General features: G+C 64.4%; 10 protein-coding genes and 1 pseudogene. 2 read left to right on the forward strand and 9 right to left on the reverse strand.

Annotated features, from left to right (window positions below):
• Window positions 1-1,503: hypothetical protein (locus tag F784_RS26685; protein WP_019588348.1), on the forward strand; the 1,503-nt coding region annotated here is incomplete at its 5' end.
• A 905-nt stretch (window positions 1,504-2,408) separates the two neighbouring features.
• Window positions 2,409-2,570 (forward strand): hypothetical protein, encoded by a 162-nt coding sequence (locus tag F784_RS26405; protein ID WP_019588349.1) that lies wholly within the window; start codon window positions 2,409-2,411, stop codon window positions 2,568-2,570.
• A gap of 438 nt (window positions 2,571-3,008) precedes the next feature.
• Here the strand turns inward: F784_RS26405 and F784_RS0119200 are convergent, their stop codons facing one another.
• From F784_RS0119200 to F784_RS0119230, 9 genes and pseudogenes are all read right to left on the reverse strand, one after another.
• Entirely contained in the window at window positions 3,009-4,058 is a 1,050-nt protein-coding gene (locus F784_RS0119200; RefSeq protein ID WP_157465376.1) for a glycosyltransferase, read from the reverse strand.
• Between the two features lie 915 nt (window positions 4,059-4,973).
• Window positions 4,974-6,061: pseudogene (locus F784_RS0119205) on the reverse strand (transposase).
• A gap of 186 nt (window positions 6,062-6,247) precedes the next feature.
• On the reverse strand, window positions 6,248-7,450 hold the full coding sequence (locus tag F784_RS25570; RefSeq protein WP_083939279.1) for a glycosyltransferase family 4 protein: 1,203 nt from the start codon (window positions 7,448-7,450) through the stop codon (window positions 6,248-6,250).
• Window positions 7,417-8,361, reverse strand: a complete 945-nt coding sequence (locus F784_RS25575; protein WP_083939280.1) for an NAD-dependent epimerase/dehydratase family protein — start codon at window positions 8,359-8,361, stop codon at window positions 7,417-7,419. Before F784_RS25575 ends, F784_RS25570 begins: the two co-directional genes overlap by 34 nt.
• A 145-nt stretch (window positions 8,362-8,506) precedes the next feature.
• Complete coding sequence (locus F784_RS23865; RefSeq protein ID WP_157465378.1) at window positions 8,507-10,087, reverse strand: hypothetical protein; 1,581 nt, start codon at window positions 10,085-10,087, stop codon at window positions 8,507-8,509.
• Entirely contained in the window at window positions 10,084-12,480 is a 2,397-nt protein-coding gene (locus F784_RS0119215) for a hypothetical protein (RefSeq protein WP_157465379.1), read from the reverse strand. Before F784_RS0119215 ends, F784_RS23865 begins: the two co-directional genes overlap by 4 nt.
• Entirely contained in the window at window positions 12,450-14,309 is a 1,860-nt protein-coding gene (gene asnB / locus F784_RS0119220) for an asparagine synthase (glutamine-hydrolyzing) (RefSeq protein ID WP_040383587.1), read from the reverse strand. Before asnB ends, F784_RS0119215 begins: the two co-directional genes overlap by 31 nt.
• A 1-nt stretch (window position 14,310) precedes the next feature.
• Window positions 14,311-15,477, reverse strand: coding sequence for a glycosyltransferase family 4 protein (locus F784_RS0119225; RefSeq protein WP_019588355.1), 1,167 nt, complete (start codon window positions 15,475-15,477; stop codon window positions 14,311-14,313).
• Entirely contained in the window at window positions 15,474-17,105 is a 1,632-nt protein-coding gene (locus F784_RS0119230; RefSeq protein WP_157465380.1) for an MATE family efflux transporter, read from the reverse strand. Before F784_RS0119230 ends, F784_RS0119225 begins: the two co-directional genes overlap by 4 nt.
• Between the last annotated feature and the right edge of the window lie 2 nt (window positions 17,106-17,107).

The raw sequence follows: 17,107 nt of genomic DNA on the forward strand, positions 1-17,107 counted from the left end.
CCGACGCTGGTGTCGCGGTATGGGTACTGGCAGGGGGCGCAAGGGGTGCTGGAGCAGTACGAGAACATGCAGTATCGCCCGCGGCAGTTTGCCGCCGGTCTCACCCTGGAAACCGGCGCCACCAGCTACGGCACCCAGGTCGTGGCTAACCCCGGCCCCTACGCCCGCTGGGACGCCCTCTCGCTGCCCAACACCTATATCGTCACCGTCCAGGGCCAGCCCGAGGTCGTCCACTTCACCCTCAGCCGACCCGCCCGGGTCGGCCTGATCTGGCGCGCCGGTTCCTTCCGCCCCGGTTGGCTGGGCTCCTGGTCGCAGAACGGCAGCGTCCAGGTCACCCGCTCGGGCAGCACCCTGACCTACCCGGTGTTCGTCAAGGACCTCCCCGCGGGCCAGGTCAGCCTGCCCAGCGTGGGCTACCCCAGTGAGAGCGGCACCCAGAACTACAGCGTGATCGTGGGCGAGCAGGGCGGGGTGGCCCCGGTGGTGCCCGCCGTTCCGGCGGGCCAGACCGTGCCGGTGCCCAACCAGAGTTGCCCGGCCTGGGTGCATGATCAGTACAAGGCCCAGGGCCCCGACGGCCAGTGGTACCCCACCTGGCACCCCCAGATCGACCCGGTGTACTGGTGCTACTTCCGCCACGAACACGGCTCTGATCCCAAACTTGCGGGGGTAGACGCGGGTGGCAAGCCACTGTACACGCCGCTGTACGGCTACACCGCCGCGCAGGACGGCCATAGCGAGCCGCACGAGGGCTTCAAGAGCCAGGTGTTCCGGAACACCGACGGAACCTGGTGGAACGTGACGGTGCATATGGGCTCCAGCGGCCTGGGGCGGGTCTGCACCCGCTACCACACCTTCGACCTGGGGGTGACCGACGGCCAGACCCTGAAGGCGGACGTGCACCTGATGGGGGACTTTGGGCGGGCGAGGTATTCCCCGGCGACCAATATGGTCGCGAACGTGACCGGGTGCAAGGACGCGGCGGGCAATCTGGTGGATCAGAACAGCATCCGCGACATGGGCTCCCGCACGCTGGGGTCACCCAACACCAACGGGTATGAGCCGTGGGTGGTGGACAACGAGTACAACGTGACGGGGTTCTTCCCGAACTTTTTCAGCGTGAAGCAGAGCTTTCCGATGACCCGCTGCGCGGTGGTGCCCAGTTGCACCTCGTTGCAGGACCTGATGGCGCTGGACCCGGTGCACTCGGGGAGTGAGCGCTTCCTGGAATATGGCCCGACGCGGGTGGTGGCGGGGGACCACGGCCAGAATGTGGGGGTGTACTACACCGATCCGATGGGCGCGAAGTTCGTGGGTTCCAGCGTGACGGGCGCGACGCGGCAGTTCATCGCCAGCGGCTTCCGCTCGACCCTGACGTCACCGCCGGACCCGACCGGGTATTGCACGGCGCGCGACGCCTGGGGGGTGGAGTTCAAGTGCCAACTCCGTTTCCTCACCGGCGACAAAAACCTCGAACACTCCCTCAAAGCTCCTAACTGAATGGCGGGTCGTCCCAACCGAGTGGGACCTAGAAATATTAAACGTGCTTGACATGTTGCTGTGGAGACTGGCGCTGGGTGCGCTACTGGTCCTGTGGTGGAGCGTGCTGTTCTGGCAACGGGGCCACCTGACCCGCTGATTGCCACCCTCTGATCCTCTCCTCTCGCCAGCGAGTCCTCTCGCTGGCGAGTTCTCATTCAGTCATCCCCTTCCGTTCTCCTGTCGTTACCCGCTTTGGGATCGAGAGCGGCAATCAGCGTGGTTCCGTGGCAAACATACTCGTGCCCCTTCCGTTCCTCCTGTCCGGGGAGAATAGGGCAGGTCGTGACGTTGCCCCCGTTTTGAGACTCTGCGCCAGGTTTGACGAGGGGGGGCAAGCTAAGGGATGGACTGCGACCTGCTCCCCCTCCTACGTACCGTTCTCCCCCAGGTGTCGTGGTTCGCCAGATCCTCGCCGAGCCGAATCAGCTGATCACCCTCGAACTTGACGCTGTCGCACCACAGGCCTGTTGCCCTTTGTGGCAGCAGGCGTCCAGCCGGGTTCACAGCCGTTACGCGCATACCCTCCATGACCTCCCCTGGTCAGGTGTTCCGGTCAGGCTTCTCGTTCACGTCCGCCGCTTCCGTTGCTGGCCACCCGGCTGCCCCCGAGTCATCTTCGCCGAGCGGTTCTGCACTCTGACCCCTCCTGATCAGCAACACACGTCGCGCAGCACAGCCGTGCTGCGCACGCTGGTGACCGCCCTGGGTAGTCGGGGCGGTGCCCGTCTGGCACCCGACCTGCAGGTCCACCCCAGCGCCTCCAGCCTGCAGCGCCTCCTGGGCCGCGTCACGGTCCCCTCGTCGGGGACTCGATCATCGGTGTGGATGACTTTGTCCTCAACCGCGAGCAGACCTAAGGCACTGTGATCGTCGACCTCGAAACCCATCGTCTCATCGAGCTGCTGGGGGATCGGACAGCCAGCACGCTGGCCGCCTGGTTGCAGAGTCATCCTGAAGTGCAGCTCATGGCCCGCGACCGGTCACCCGAGTACGCCCGCGGCATCCAGGGCGAAGGGAAGACTTAGTTCTCAGTGCTGCAGCGGCAAAGTGAACATGGTACATACGTCCTGAATAACGGGCCATCACTTGTGCCGTGGCAAATAGCAATCCCAGGCAAGGTGAAACGCAATCCCAGATCAGATGGAAATTCCCAGCCGTGCAGTTGCCCTGGTCGAACGGGCCGGTGGAGGGGATGGTGAACAAGATCAAGCAGGTGAAGCGGTAGGTGTTTGGACGCGCTTCGTTCGGGACGCTACGACACCAGGTTCTGCTGGCCTTCGACCCCCGTCATCAAACCTGGCGCAGAGCCTAAAAAGAGGGGCAATGGCAACCGCCGCGGTGATAAGGTCATCCGCAGCCACGCTTGGGGCGAACTGGCTGGCCGCCCGCTGCCTGATTCGTGGCAACCGCAGGACGCCCACCTGTACCGGTGTAACTTCGCGTTTTCTGACTCGCCGGGGGCCTCATACGCCTGCGGGGACCACAACGTCGCGTAGCAAGCTGAGGTACTCGTTGGCCAGGGTTCGCCACTCGTAACGCCGCGCCACAGTGGGATCAAGTGTTTCATCCTGGGTGTTCACAAACTCCCGGACCCCGGCAGCGATGCCTTCTGGCGTGGGCTCGGTCCAGATCAGGCCGGGAATGCCCATGCGGCGCGTTTCCTCGAGTTGAGTAGAGATCGTGCGTTTACCAGCCGCTGTGTATTCCAGGAGCTTGATGGGGCAAGCCCCACCCGTGAAGTCCGTGACGTCGAAGGGCAGCAGGCCGACGTCAATCCCGGCGAAAAAATCGCGGACATTCCTGACCCATCCCAGAAAGGTGACCCGGTCCTCGAATCCCCCGGCCACCGCAAGGGCCCTCGCCCGCGCCAGTTCGGGCCCGTCTCCCGCCACCAGCAGGCGGGTGCCTGGCGGCCACAGCGCGAGGCTACGCACGCTACGAGTCAGGCCCGAGAACTCCCCGAAAAAGCCGATGTAGCCCACCAGCGTGTCGGACTCTTCTGCCCCGACACTGCGGCGAAATGCGGCGCGGTCCCCACCAGCCACACGTTCAGTGTGAACACCGTTGGGGAGGTAGGTGGCATCATGGCCCCAGCGCGCGAGCTTCTCCACCAACACCTGTGAGGCACACACCCGGAGGCGGGCGTCCCTCGCCAACTGCTGCTCCAGACGATCGATTTCCTTTGCCAACCGCGGGTGCCCACGGTGATCCTGCCAGTAGGAGGGATTGTCATCGAAAAAGTCGGCGACGACGGGAACTTTGAGGGCCGGAAGCTGCATGGGACGCGCCGCGACCACTACGTCAATGTCTGCCCGCGTCACCAATTCTGTAACGTGGGACGCCAGGGTGTTTAAGTTGTGCGCGCGGAGTATGGGGGAAAAGAGGGCGAGGGGAACATTTGGGATGTGAGATAACGTAAGCCGCCCCTGTGTTTCGGTGAGTGTTTTGCCAGTGCGCTGCAGCAACCGCGGATCAAGCAGCTGGCGGGGGTGCTCCAGCTGGGTCCAGGTCACGACATTCACCTCTATATCCGGATGATGCAGGAGGGCTTCGACGAAGTAACGAGCACGCTGACTGGTTGTCCAGGGAGCGTGGGGAAGCCAAAGGATCCGCACGAAGATTACCTGCCCTGGCCTGACTCAATCATTTGCAACCTCCCAAAACGAAGCTGATCACATTGGAAGAGCAGGGCCAAATCGTATACAGGAAAGCTGGAGTGGTCAGGAGTGGCTCGCTCTGGACAGGATGGGCTACGGCTTGGATCCCCCGATGGGATTACTGTCGGGCTCTGGGGGACTGTTAGGACTAGGTTCCGGTGAAGAGTGCAGCGCCTGGGCCAGATGTTTCCAGTTGCCCAGATGTTCGAGACGCGACCAGGTATAGGTACCTGACACAGCCCCACGTCCAGCATACGACTCTCCTTTTCATGGGAGCGGACTGTGCTTAAGATCGACTATCGCTGGACGTCGAAGTCTAAGTCAGGTGCTTCCAGCTTTTCGAGCCGGGATCGCTGATACGCTGCACGCTGATTTCGTGCGTTTTGCTGCCGTCCCTGCGCGCTATCCTCCTTTCGACCGTACAATGCATGTCTAACTGCCGGTCAAAAGACCCACACCTGTGCTATTAGATTTTTCATATTTTAAACGAGGTCGGTATCAGATGCAACCTTGATAACCACAAGTAGAGGCTGCCAAGGACGCCATGCAAAAAGGGGTTTGACTCAGGAGTTGCACCTGAATAAGCAGCGAAAAAGCGCTCCTGGCCGAGAACATCTGGGAGTGTCAACGTCTCAGATTCTGGGAGAGCGTGATCGCATTCTGACAGATCAGCTCCTCGCTATCCCCACCACTGTTTATTGTCAATGGCGCCCGTAGGGATCTCCCTCGCTTTTGGTGACGCGGGCCGCCGGGCATCAAGGTCGGTGAAGCTCAGGTCTTGCACCTGGGTAGGGCGAGTGAATAGCCGTACTGCTGCAAGAAATCCTCCTCTCGCCAGACTAGTACAGCAAGTCGCTGAACGACCAGCCGGGGCAGGGCCACCCGGGCCGCGACTTCGGCCGCTTGTTCCAGCGAGAGGGTGTCGGTGCGGCAGAGCAATGCCAGCGTGAACGTAGCGAAGACCAGCAAGACCCAGCGGTCCAGTCCCTGCGCGGTTCGCAACGCGAACCGATTCAACCCGAAGCCATGCTTGGCCTTTTTGATAAAAGACTCGATGGCCCACCGGTTTCCCCCCTCCCGGGCGACGGTGTCGCCCGGGAGCAGTTGGGAGGCCACAGAGAAAAGGGTCCGCTCCCCTCGGTCGACCCGGGCGAGCGTCAGGATCTCCCACGGCCAGTTGGCGAGGTGAACCCAACTCCCGTGCTCACAGTCCTGCACCGTGACGTGACCGGGATGGTCCGTCCGGCGAGTCGAGCGCACGCCGACCACGAACTCGAAGTCGAGGTCCCGCACGCCCTCCAGGAACGCCGCCGCCTCGAAGCCACTGTCGGCTAGCACCCACACGGCGAAGCGGCGACTCACGTCGGTGGGAACGGTCGCCAGTAGGTCCAGGGCGAGCCGGACGGGGGAAGGGGACCCCTTCCCTCGATACACCCGGTATCCCACCGGAAACTTCAGGTCTCCATACACCGCGTACAGCACCACCAGATGAATGCCGTGGACCTCGCCCTGCACACGAACAAAGGGCAACCCGCGTCCCGTCTTCGGAACGCTGGTCAGGTCCACGCACAGCCGCAGGCGAGGATGGTGTTTGCGCCGGGCCGCGAGCAGCAGGGCGTCCCATTGGGTCTGGACCAGGGTCGCCCAGCACTCAGCTGTGTCCCACTCGTACACGTTCAGCAGGCGACTGAGCGCGCTGGCACTGACCATATCGGCCCGGTGCAGTGCCGTTTTCGTCTTCAGGTCGAGAAAGACCCCCAGCGCAGCCTCCAGGCTGCGCTGCTGATACGGGCTGGTGGGCACAGACAGGAATCTGTCAGGATACGAGCGCGCTCCCCGAGAAGCTTAAGGTTCCACACACCCTCTTTCTCGTGTCTGGGAGCGCTGCTTCACTACCTATTCAGGTGCAAGTTCTGAGCCTATCCAGGTGCAAGACCTGAGGCAATCCAACTTCTCACCTCTCAAAAGCCGAAATACATTCCGTCTCCCGCTTAAAATCAGGCGCTAAAATTCAAGTCGTCTTCACTCAATCTGATTCGGTTATTTTATATATGATTGGGAGTCCTATGCGCTCTACTGAGGGTAGCACGATTCGTTATAATTTCTCTGGTTAATTCCTCGTAGCGGTCTACGACTACATCCCAGTTGAACTTAATTAAAGCTTTCTCGTAGGCTGCTTCGCCCAGTCGTGCGCGAGTTGAGGGATCCAATAGCTCATAAATTGCCTTCACAATACATTCAGGCTTCCCTGGATCAATCAATAAACCTTCTATATTGTTCTCGATCATATCTTCAACACCCCCAACACGAGTGGCAATCACCGGCTTTCCGTAGCTCATTCCCTCAAGTACTGACAGAGGAAAGGTTTCTGCTTCACTGGGTACAATTACAATGTCGGATTCTTGGTAGAGTTGGTCTTTGATTTCATCACTCACTCTCCCATGACATATAACCTTTTCTTGAAGATTGTGAAAAGTAATAGCTTCCTTAAATTTCTCTTCGTGCGCTCTCCACAAGCTGCCGCCAGAACCTATCACATGATATTCAACATTCAAGTCGCTCTGTGAGAGTGCTTCGAGAACATCCATGTGCCCCTTATTCGGCTTGAGGCTGGCTACATGAATTAACTTTAACGGCCGATCTTTGGATCGCGTACTTGGAGTATTGAGTCTTTGTAAATCGACCCCATTTAACAGAATTTTATACGTTCCATGGAATATATGGCTGTTCTTCAGTATTTTTACGTCAAAACTGGACAGTGCTCCTAGTGCAGTGATTTTAGAAAATAACATTGATAGGGCATGCCGGGCTAACAACCGATAGATTCTTCCCTTGAAACCACGATAGCCTCCATCTACTGTTTCAAATATACCGTGGGTTATTATAATTGAAGGTATATCCCTTGTCTTGATGTGAGACGAGGCCTTTGCAAGGAAATATGGAAAAGTGACCGAGTGTATATGAACGACATCTGCCTCCAATCGTTTCATCGCCTGCATAAGGCTGGGAGAATGGATGTCGGTAAAGCCGAAAAGCTTGATGAATTCGAATGGGTGACGAAATACTTTAATAGAGCCTTCAAGTACTTCGATTGGAAGTGATTGCTCATATCTAAGGGTGTGAACCTCGACTAAGTGCCCGCGAGCCGCCAACATACGTGCTACTCGTTCTGTTACTACTTCCGCCCCGCCTATAAACGGCGGGTAGAAGGGAGTCAAGATTCCAATTCGGTATTTCTGTTCCACCATTCTAACACCTTCCTTAGGCCGTCAATCAGCGAATGGCTTTGTCTGAATCCTAGCGATTTCAACCTCGTAATGTCTGGTTTTAAAACTGCAATATCTCCGGGCCACGAATGTCCTGTTATGGTAATTTTCTTATGTGTCTGTCCAGTTATATCTAGAACCTGTTTAGCGAGATCAAGCACTGTAAAAGATTCCTCTGAACCGATGTTGTAAGGCTTTGAATCACCCTTCTCTGCCACCAGCACAGTTGCCTCAGCTGCATCAGTAACATACAATTGTGTTCTTACTTGTTCTCCGCTGCCAAGAACTTGAAATGTATCGCCCGATTCGTATGCCTTACGCAAATAGTCAAACACGATGTACCGTGGTTGACGAGGTCCAAAGCAGTTAAAATACCGTATTATACGAGTGTCCAGACCATACTCGCGTCTGTATAGATCTGTATAATGTTCACCGGACAGTTTCGAGGTGCCGTAATAGCTAATAGGCTCAGTAGGATGCACCTCGTCAGTAGGAATATATTGAGGTGTCCCGTACACAGCCGCACTGGATATGTATATGAATTGTGAACGTCTTTGGCGTGCGATTTCAAGCATGTTTAACGTTCCAACAACGTTAGTGGTTAGATCATACATCGGGTCTTGTGAAGACCTCGGAACACTAGCATTTGCGGCCAGGTGAAAAACTCTGTGTATATTAAAATCTTTGATAATGTTTATTAAAGATTCGTCCCTGGTGTCGGCTCGTATAAGTTCTATCATTGACTTTGAACAATTTAGATTCTCCTCACGACCAGCATCGAAATTATCTACAACAATAACACTGCGGCCCTGATTGGTTAAATAATCAACCAGGTGAGAGCCAACAAAGCCTGAACCGCCGGTAACGAGGTCGTAAATTGTTTCCTTGGGCATTACCTATTCTCCAAATTGTGCTATTTGCTGGTGCTATATTTTCGATGCTTCAACTAAGTGATTTTTGACCAAATCTTTATCTCCCTTCGGCTGGTTTTTGGACGTGGGTGGCTTTGTTGGAATGATATCGACTGAGCCTGTAGTCCTAGCGTTCGAAGGGGCGCTGGGGCAGGCGGCGCACCAGTTGAACTGTCCCGTTATCGTAGACCCGGTTACCCAGCAGGAGCAGCGGCAGGCTCGCCCGGTCCGCGAAGGCCTGTGCCCGTACCGCTGGGGAATCCAGCCCCATCTCGACCCTGGCGCCTGGCGTACCCGCCACGAACTCGTTGCGGTTGGGGCGGAAAGTGGAGTACAGGCTGGCGTAGGCGAAGTCCAGGCGGCCCCGGGTGCCAGTCCACAGAGCGGCGTACTGCTCCTGCTCCGCCCAGAAGTGCATGGCGCGGACCTCCTGGGGCAGGTAGAAGGTCCACAGGTTGCTGATGGCCGGGTCCACGGTGGCCTTGAGCAAGCTCAGCAGTGCGAAGGCCACCAGAGCTGCCTGCAGGGCAGGCCTCATCCCGCGCCGGGCGAGAGCGGCCCGCGCCACCCTTAGGCGCAGGACCAGTGCCAAGCTCAGGCTGAAGAGCGGCGCGGCGAGCAGCACGAAATAGGTGTACAGCCGGACCTGCAGGTTGTTGCCCTCGGCCAGCCCCAGGAAATCCACCGGGATGCTGCATGCCAGCAGCATGCCGAAGGCGCCGTAGAGCCCCAGCAGGAACAGCCGCGGGGCCGGGGTACGGTCCAGCCGCCGCAGGGCCCGGCCCGACAGCAGCAGCCAGAAGCCGAACGAGACGAGAAACAGCAGCCAGCGGAAGGCCGAGACGACGCGGTAGACGAGCTGGCTGGCCCATTCCTGCCGCACGGCGGTGTACGGGTTGGACTGGGTGTCGAAGGAGAGGAACAGCGAGGCCAGGCGCTCCAGCATGGTCCGGTACGTCAGCAGTTGGCTGCTGGCGAGCGGGTACAGGTACCACATCACCAGCAGCACCAGGCACCAGGAGAGCCCCGCCATCAGCAGCAATCGGCGGGCGGTGAGGGCGTGCCGCGCCGCCCCGGCGGGTCGCCAGCGCAGAGCCAGCCCCATGGCCAGTGCCAGCAGGGTCACGGCCGCCGCGAACGTGGACCCGAAGAAGGTGTTGCTCGTGGCGAGGGTGAAGACAGCCAAGTGGTACGTGAGCGTCCAGGCCACGAACACGCCCCAGCGCCGGGATCCGGAAAGTTCCCGCGCGCTGCTCACCAGGGCCAGCAGCGCGAGCAGGATCATGCTGATGTCGATCTTCTCGTGGTTGCCCCGGGCGACCGTGAAGACGAACTCGGGCACCAGGAAGGCGGTGCCGACCGCCAGCAGCCCCAGGCGGTCCCCACCCAGCAGGCGCCGAAAGGCCGCGTACCCGAACAGCGCCACCAGCAGCGTGCTCAGGGCCGGGAGGTAGAGCTGCACCAGCCCCGGCACCGGCAGCCCAGTGAAGTCGCTCAGTGCCGAGGCCCAGACCACGTACGCGTAGCCGTGCAGGTAGGCCCCGGGGTACGACAGCCGCCCCGCCTCCTGGAACCCCTGGATGGCGGTGATGAACACGCTGGAGTCGATCTCGGCCCAGTAGCCCTGGTAGCGCAGCATGAAGTAGCTGCCGAAGGACAGCCCGATCAGTACCACCCACCACAGGGTCCGCCGCTTGCTCCCCCTCATTCCAGGTGCCCCCAGACCCGCCACATGCCGTAGCCCCCCAGCACCAGGACGCCCAGCAGCAGCGCGGTGCCCAGCGCGGGCTGCCCGGGGAGGGACAGCAGGAGCACCGAGTATCCCTCCACCCGCGGGGTGTCCTCCACGCGGACGCTTCCCAGGGAAACGGGAGGGCCCTGCCACCGCACGGGCGCTCGACCCCGCGGCGGGGGCGCGTTCACGAAGCCCTGCTGCCAGCGGATGGCGACGGGCACCGCGCCCGCCTGCTCGGGGGACCACGCGAGACGCTCGGTGAGGGTGCCCCCGCCGGGCACGGTCAGGTTCTCCCAGTCCTTCACGGGGATACCGTCCACCAGCAGGGTCGCCCGGCCGCTCTGGTCGAGGGTGCCGCTGTTGCGCAGCGTGAGCGTCAGTTCCCCCGGCCGGAAGGCCTGCGCCCGGGGGGCCCGCGCGGTCCCCTGCACGGCAGCGGGAGTGGCCCGCATGGCCGTCCAGCGCCCGCGGTCCAGGTGGTACTCCAGCACGTGCTGCCCAGCCCCCAGGCGGGGGAGGCCGGGGAGGGCCGTGGACGCGGTGCCCCGGGGCAGGCTCAGGACCAGGCGAAAGCCGGTCGGCGTCGCGCGCACCGAGCGCAGGGCACCCCCGGGCACCGTCAGGGTCGGACCCTCAAAGGCCCCCAGCCACGCCCGCAGATTCCGGGGACTGCGCGGGGCCTGGCGCTGCGTGCCGCTCAGGAAGGCCTGCCAGCGGCCCCGGTCGTCGGGGGTGGGCAGGGGAATATCCGGGGGCAGCGTCGCCCGCCGGATAGCGGCCCCCCGCGCGTCGCTGTAGAGCAGGTAGCCGCCCAGGGCGAACAGGCTCTGAAGTGGTTCACTCTTGTAGGCGCGGGGCGTCTTGGAGAGGCGCTCCCCGGCGGGCAGCCGCTCCAGCAGCCAGGCGTTGATCCGTTTCCCGCCGTTGACATTGTGCGTCCGCAGCACATACCCGTCGCCCAGGTTCCACAGGCCGCCCAGCGCGTACTCCAGATGCACCCGCCCGTCCACCGGCGAGAGGTAGAGGCGTGGGGCGTGGTTGTAGATCAGGTTGTACTCCCCGCGGTAGCCCGCCGGGAGCTGGTGGGGGCTCACGATCGACACCCCGCGCAGGATGGGCGCGGCGAAGGTGGTCGGGGGCGCGTCCGCCAGCCCGTTGAGCCAGGGGAACAGGTCCGGGTTGGCCTCCACGCTGTAGGCGTAGATGCCCTCGCTGCCCCTCAGGCCCTGCGTTGCCTCGACGAAGGAGACGGCCCGCCAGGGCTGGGCGGTGGTCCAGCCGGGCAGCCGGGCGTAGGGCACGGCCCGCACCTGCCGGTCCCCCACCTGCACCCGCTCGTTCAGGGGATGGCTGCCCGCCACCGACAGCGAGTAGCGCCAGGCGCGGTAGTCCTCCCCGGTCCAGCTCAAGCGGATGGCCGTGCGCTGAACGGTGGGCAGGTTGGCCAGGGTGTAGCCCGGCGGGAACTGCTCGACCCGCACCGTTAGGTTGGGAAAGGAACCGATGCGCGGGTCGAAGCGGTACCAGGCGAAGGGCGCCTCGAACGCCACCCGCGGCGGCAGGGCGTACGAGTTGAAGGCGTAGATGCCCGCCGTCTGGAACCCCACGAAGCGGTTGAGGAACGACCGCGAGCCGACCTCATAGGCCAGCGGCTGGTTCGGTCCATAGAACTCATAGAGGGTGGGGGCGCTCAGGTAGGGAAAGCCCGGCAGCAGGGGGGGAGCCAGCCGGTACGGGACACTGGGGTCGGCACGCACCGCCGCCGTGAACAGCGGGTAGGCGACCGTGCGGTCCACCGGGTCCGCGACCACCGCCGTCGTCCAGTCCGGTTCCCCGGGGACGCGGCTGCCCACCCGGAAGTTGTACCGGATGGACTGGAAGGCTTCCCCGTAACTGACCACGTCGTGGAAGACGCCCCGCAGGTTGAAGTTGGGCCGCTTCCCCACCAGCCAGTCGCCCCCCCGGGGCTGCAAGGTCATGCGGATCGGGGTGTTGGGGGGCACCGTGTACCCGTCGGGCCGCACACCGATCCGCTGCCGCTGCGCCTTGTCGATCACGAACAGCGCGGCCTGCGGGGTGTTCCCCTGCAGGCTGAAGTCCAGTATCAGGTCTACCCCGGGTCGCCCGAAGCCGAAGAGGTAGGCGTCAGTGTGGGTGTTGCCCCACTGCCACCAGGGACCGGACCCATTTCGAATCGGGTGACCCCGGGTCACCACCGTCACATACAGGTCCTGCCCCCGCCACGGGCCATGCCAGCTCGCGCGGTCCGCCCCGGCCACACCCAGACCGGCCAGCGCTCCCAGGGCGCCCGCGACGACGGCCCGGTGCCAGCCCATCACGCCTCCAGCCCCCAGTCGCGGCGCCACGCCTCCAGGAGCGCGACGCTCCAGCGCCGGGAGGCGGCGCGGCCGGGGTGGGACTGCGCGCCCAGTGGCGTGAGGTCCAGCCAGCCCCCCGCCCGCCGGGTCCACTCCTCCACCCAGGGGGCCAGCGGCTCGGCCACCCAGCGGGCGACGGGCGCCTGGAACTTCTGCTTGTGCCGCCCGCGGATCTCCTCCGGCAGCAGGTCGGCAAAGGCGTCCTTGAGCAGCCCCTTGAGCCCCCCCTGCAGCAGGGTGGTGTGCGGCAGGCGCAGGGCAGTGTTCACGACCTCCAGATCCTGGAAGGGCACCCGCGCCTCCACCGACTGGCTCATGCTGGCCCGGTCGAGGCGCAGGTTATAGTGGTCGGTGACGTTGAGCACCAGGTCGAGGCGCGCGAACAGTTCCAGCGGGTGCAGGTCCCGCCCCGCGGGCAGGCGCCCCGCGGCATCCACCGCCTCCCGCATCACCCCGTCCACGGCGGCGCGCACCCCCTCGGCGGGCAGGCCGGTGAGGGTCGCGGCCTCCTCCACACTGAAGGCTGACGTGCTCAGGACATACCACTCCGGCAGGGGGCGGCGCCAGCCGCGGATCGCCAGCCGGTAGTCCTGCCGCCGCTCGTCCGGCAGGAAGGGCAGGCGGTCCACCAGGGGCAGCGCCGCCCCCAGCAGGGGAATCCGGTTGTGGCTCAGCCACCTCTGGACCGAGGTGTAGCCCTCGTAGCCCAGGAACAGCTCGTCGGCGGCATGGCCGGTGAGCAGGACCGGCACCCCCGCCTCCCGCGTCGCCCGGCTCAGCAGGATCTCGGCGAGGATGTACGGCTCGTTGACCGGCTCGTCCAGCATGCTCAGGACGATGCTCTCCTCCAGCACCTCCTGGGGGCGCACCGCGATCTCGTGGTGCCGGAAGCCCAGCATGCGGGCGGTGACGGCCGCGAGGTCCGCGTCCGCGCCCGCCGCCGGGCCGCCCGCGTGCGCGGGCCGGATGCTGAACGACGACAGATCGGAGGTGCGCCGCGCGGCGAGCACCGCCACCAGCGTGGAGTCTACCCCCCCGCTCAGGGCGATGCCCAGCGGCACGTCCGCCAGCAGTTGCCGTTCCACCGCGTGCTCCACGGTGGCCCGCACCTGCTCCTCCGGCGTCTGCCCCGGGTCGAGGGGCTGCTCCCACGCCTCCGGGGTGATCCAGGCCTGGCGGCAACTGTCGCGGTAGATCCGCAGCACCTCGCCGGGCCGCACCTTGCGGACCCCTTTCAGCAGCGTGTAGGGCGAGGGCACGAAGCCGAACACGAAGTACAGCGCGAGCGCCTCCCGGTCGAGCCCCCCGGTGGCGTGGGGCCGCAGCGCCTTCAGCTCGGAGGCGAACTGCACGCCCCCCGGGCCGCGCTGCACGTACAGCGGCTTGACCCCCAGGGGATCGCGGGCCAGCGTGAGGGACGCGTCCCGCGTGTCCCACAGCGCCAGCGCGTAGATGCCGTTGAGCCGCGCCAGGGTGGTCCGCACGCCCCAGTGCTCGACGGCACGCAGGACAGTCTCGGTGTCCGACGTTCCCCGGAAGGCGTCCGGGCCGACCCCCTCGCGGGCCAGCGCCCGGCGCAGGTCCCAGTGGTTGTAGATCTCGCCGTTGAAGGCCAGCACGAAGCGTTCCCCCCGCATGGGCTGATTCCCGGCGGGGGAGAGGTCGAGGATGCTCAGCCGCCGGGTGCCGACGCCGAAGGGGCCCTGCTGCACGCAGCCGCCCTGGTCGGGGCCGCGGTGAAAGATCACGTCGCTCCAGGCCCGCAGGTCCGGCCTCGGCCCGGGTCCAGCCTGTACATAGCCCACAAAACCACACATGTCAGCCTCCCAGGTGCTGAGCGTAGATCGCTTCCAGGGACCGCGCGGCGGCGTCCCAGGAAAGGTGCCGTACCCGCTCGCAGGCCCGCTGCCCGAGCGCGAGCCGCGTCTGCCGGTCGCGGGCGAGGCGGCGCATGGCCTCCTCCAGCGCCCGCTCGTCCCCCGGGGGCACCAGCAGGCCTGCCCCCAGCCCGACCACCTCGGGCAGGCCGCCCACTGCGGAGGCGATGACCGGGCGCCCGCTCGCCATGCTCTCCAGTGCGGACAGCGAGAAGGTCTCGGTGTACGAGGGCACCGTGAGGACGTCGCAGGCGGCGTGGACCGCCCCCATGTCGCGGGCGCTCACCCGCCCCAGGGCGTGGACCTGGCCCGGCGGGCGGACCTGTCCCAGCTCGCGCAGCACCTCCGCGTGGTACGCCTGCGCGCCCTCATGGGGCCGCACGGTCAGGTCCCACAGGCCCGCGTCCCCGGCGAGCACCAGATGCACGCGGGGCTCAGTGGCGCTCAGGTGCGCGAAGGCTCGGCCCAGCTCCAGCACGCCCTTTTCCGGCACGATGGCCCCGGCGAACAGAAAGGCGACGTCGTCCTCACCCAGCCCCCACTCCGCCCGCAAGCGGCGCCGCTCGTCCTGCCAGCGCCCGCTGTCGAAGGTGGCCAGGTCCACCCCGTTGTAAACCGTGTGAATGGAGCCGACCCCCGGGAGGCGGCGGCGCAACCCCTCGGTCACGAAGGCGCTTACGCCAATCTGCGCGTCACTGTGACGCAAGATGAGCTGCAGGTCCGGCACGCTTATGCCGCCGGGATCACTATGAAAGTGGGTGACCCGCGCCCTCCCGCGCAGGAAGCGCAGGTACGGGTACATGTGGCCATGGATCACGTCGAAGTGCTCCCGACGAGTCAGGGCAATGTAAGGCAGGTGAACGCTGAAATCCAGTGTCCGCCCCCCGACGCGCCCCTTTGCCCAGGGACGGTGTGGGAGCTGCACCAGATGCACCCCGCGCCACACCTCACGCCAGGCGCCCTTCCCCACCACCGCGATCCAGACCTCGTGCCCCTGTTCGACCTGCGCGCGGGCGAGTTCCAGGGTGGCCCGTGCCACGCCGCTGCACCCCTCCACCTCCGGATGGGGTGGCAGACGGATCGCGCCGACCACATGCAGGATCTTCATGACGGTCCCCCCTGAGTCTGAAGCAGTCGCAGTTCCCCCCCACGCCACAGCAGCGCGAGGTAGCAGGCCCCGCTCACCAGGGTAGCCAGCAGCAACTTCAGCAGGTCCGGCCCGGGCAGAAGGTGCAGCAGCAGCAGCGGCAGCGCCAGCGTGGTCGCGCTGGCCAGCAGCAGCAGCCGCGTCGGCGGCGCCCAGGCTATCCGCAGTCCACACACCCGTGACACCACCCAACTTAACCCGAGGAAGTACACGAACTGCGCGGCCGTCGTGGCCACGGCGGCCCCCAGGGCCCCCTGACGAGGGATCAACCACAGGGCCAGCCACAGGTTGACCAGGGCCACCAGCAGGCCAAGCGTCACCCCCAACCATACTCGGCCCACCGCGGATAGGGTGAGGGTGAGCATGCCGCAGAGCACGCCCGGCGTCAGGCCCAGCAGCAGCACCTGACCGACAGCCACGGCAGGCAGCATCTTGTCCCCGTACAGCAGCCGGACCACGCCGTTCAATAGCACGACCGCACCGAAACTCACTGGGGCAGCGTATAGCACCGCCAGCGTCACGCCCTGCTGTACCTGACGGCGAATAGCCTGGGGCTGCCGCGCTCCGTGATGGTGCGAGATGGCTGGGTAGTACCCGTTGATCAGCGCCCAGCCCACGGCCAGGGCGATGCTGTAGATGGTGTACGCCAGGTTGTAGAAGCCGATCTGGGTCTCGCCGGAGAAGCGGGAGAGAAAGAACAGCTCGGAGCGCTGCCAGACCACAACCTCAATCAGGCGAGAAAGCGTGGCGGGCAGCAGGAATGCCGCGTACTGCCCCAGCACTGGCCGCAACACCCGGCCGCCCCGGGAGCCGGGTATGCGCCCCAGGTGCCCCAGTAGGCCCAGCCAGGTCACGGCACCGCTCCCCAGGACAGCTGCGGCAAAGCCTGGGCCAGCCCAGCCGAACGTGTGTGCCAGCACCACCAGCGCCACCTGCACCAGGGCGGCGGCGCCCGTCCAGAGAGCCACGGGCCGATAATCCTGCCGTGCCCACAGATGTGACGAGACGATGCTGGCCAGGGCCAGGGGAAGTTGCGTGGCCGCGACCATCAGGAGGTACGGGTTGCGGCCTTGCCCTAGCCACACGGCGGTTAGTAGCAGCAGGATGACCCCGTTGAGGAGCAGAGTGACCCGCCACACCAGTGCGGTGAGGGCCTCCGCGTCCGGCTCACGGTTCTGGCCGAGCAGTTCCGCGGCGACCTTGGTCAGCGCGTGCGGCAGCGCCAGCGTGCCCAGGGCGCCGGTCACGCTGGCAAGCCACAGGTAATAGCTCATCACGCCGTACGCTTCCGGGGACAGGCTGCGGACCACCACCACCGAGCTGAACAGGCCTGCCACGGCGATCAGCGCATTGGCCCCGGCATTCCACAGGCCATTACGCACGGTCGAGGGAGCCGTCCGCTCCGGAGTAACATCCCCATGAAGGCCCGGCGCGTGGGTCAGCCCGCGGGGCGTCTTCCCCAGGTCACCGGACACGCTGCTCCCCATCCCCCGCCATGTCCTGCCGCTCGTCACGCAGCCCCAGGCGGCCCCGGGCGTGGAGAGGACGCCACGGGCCAGGCCCATCGCGCTCCGGCCCGGTGTGGACACGG

The sequence above is a fragment of the Deinococcus apachensis DSM 19763 genome, assembly GCF_000381345.1.
Classification (GTDB): Bacteria; Deinococcota; Deinococci; order Deinococcales; family Deinococcaceae; genus Deinococcus; species Deinococcus apachensis.

Coding starts and splice junctions, on each gene's coding strand:
- F784_RS25570 (WP_083939279.1), bottom strand. CDS start 7,450: ATGGTGGAACAGAAATACCGAATTGGAATCTTGACTCCCTTCTACCCG.
- F784_RS25575 (WP_083939280.1), bottom strand. CDS start 8,361: ATGCCCAAGGAAACAATTTACGACCTCGTTACCGGCGGTTCAGGCTTT.
- F784_RS23865 (WP_157465378.1), bottom strand. CDS start 10,087: ATGAGGGGGAGCAAGCGGCGGACCCTGTGGTGGGTGGTACTGATCGGG.
- asnB (WP_040383587.1), bottom strand. CDS start 14,309: ATGTGTGGTTTTGTGGGCTATGTACAGGCTGGACCCGGGCCGAGGCCG.
- F784_RS0119225 (WP_019588355.1), bottom strand. CDS start 15,477: ATGAAGATCCTGCATGTGGTCGGCGCGATCCGTCTGCCACCCCATCCG.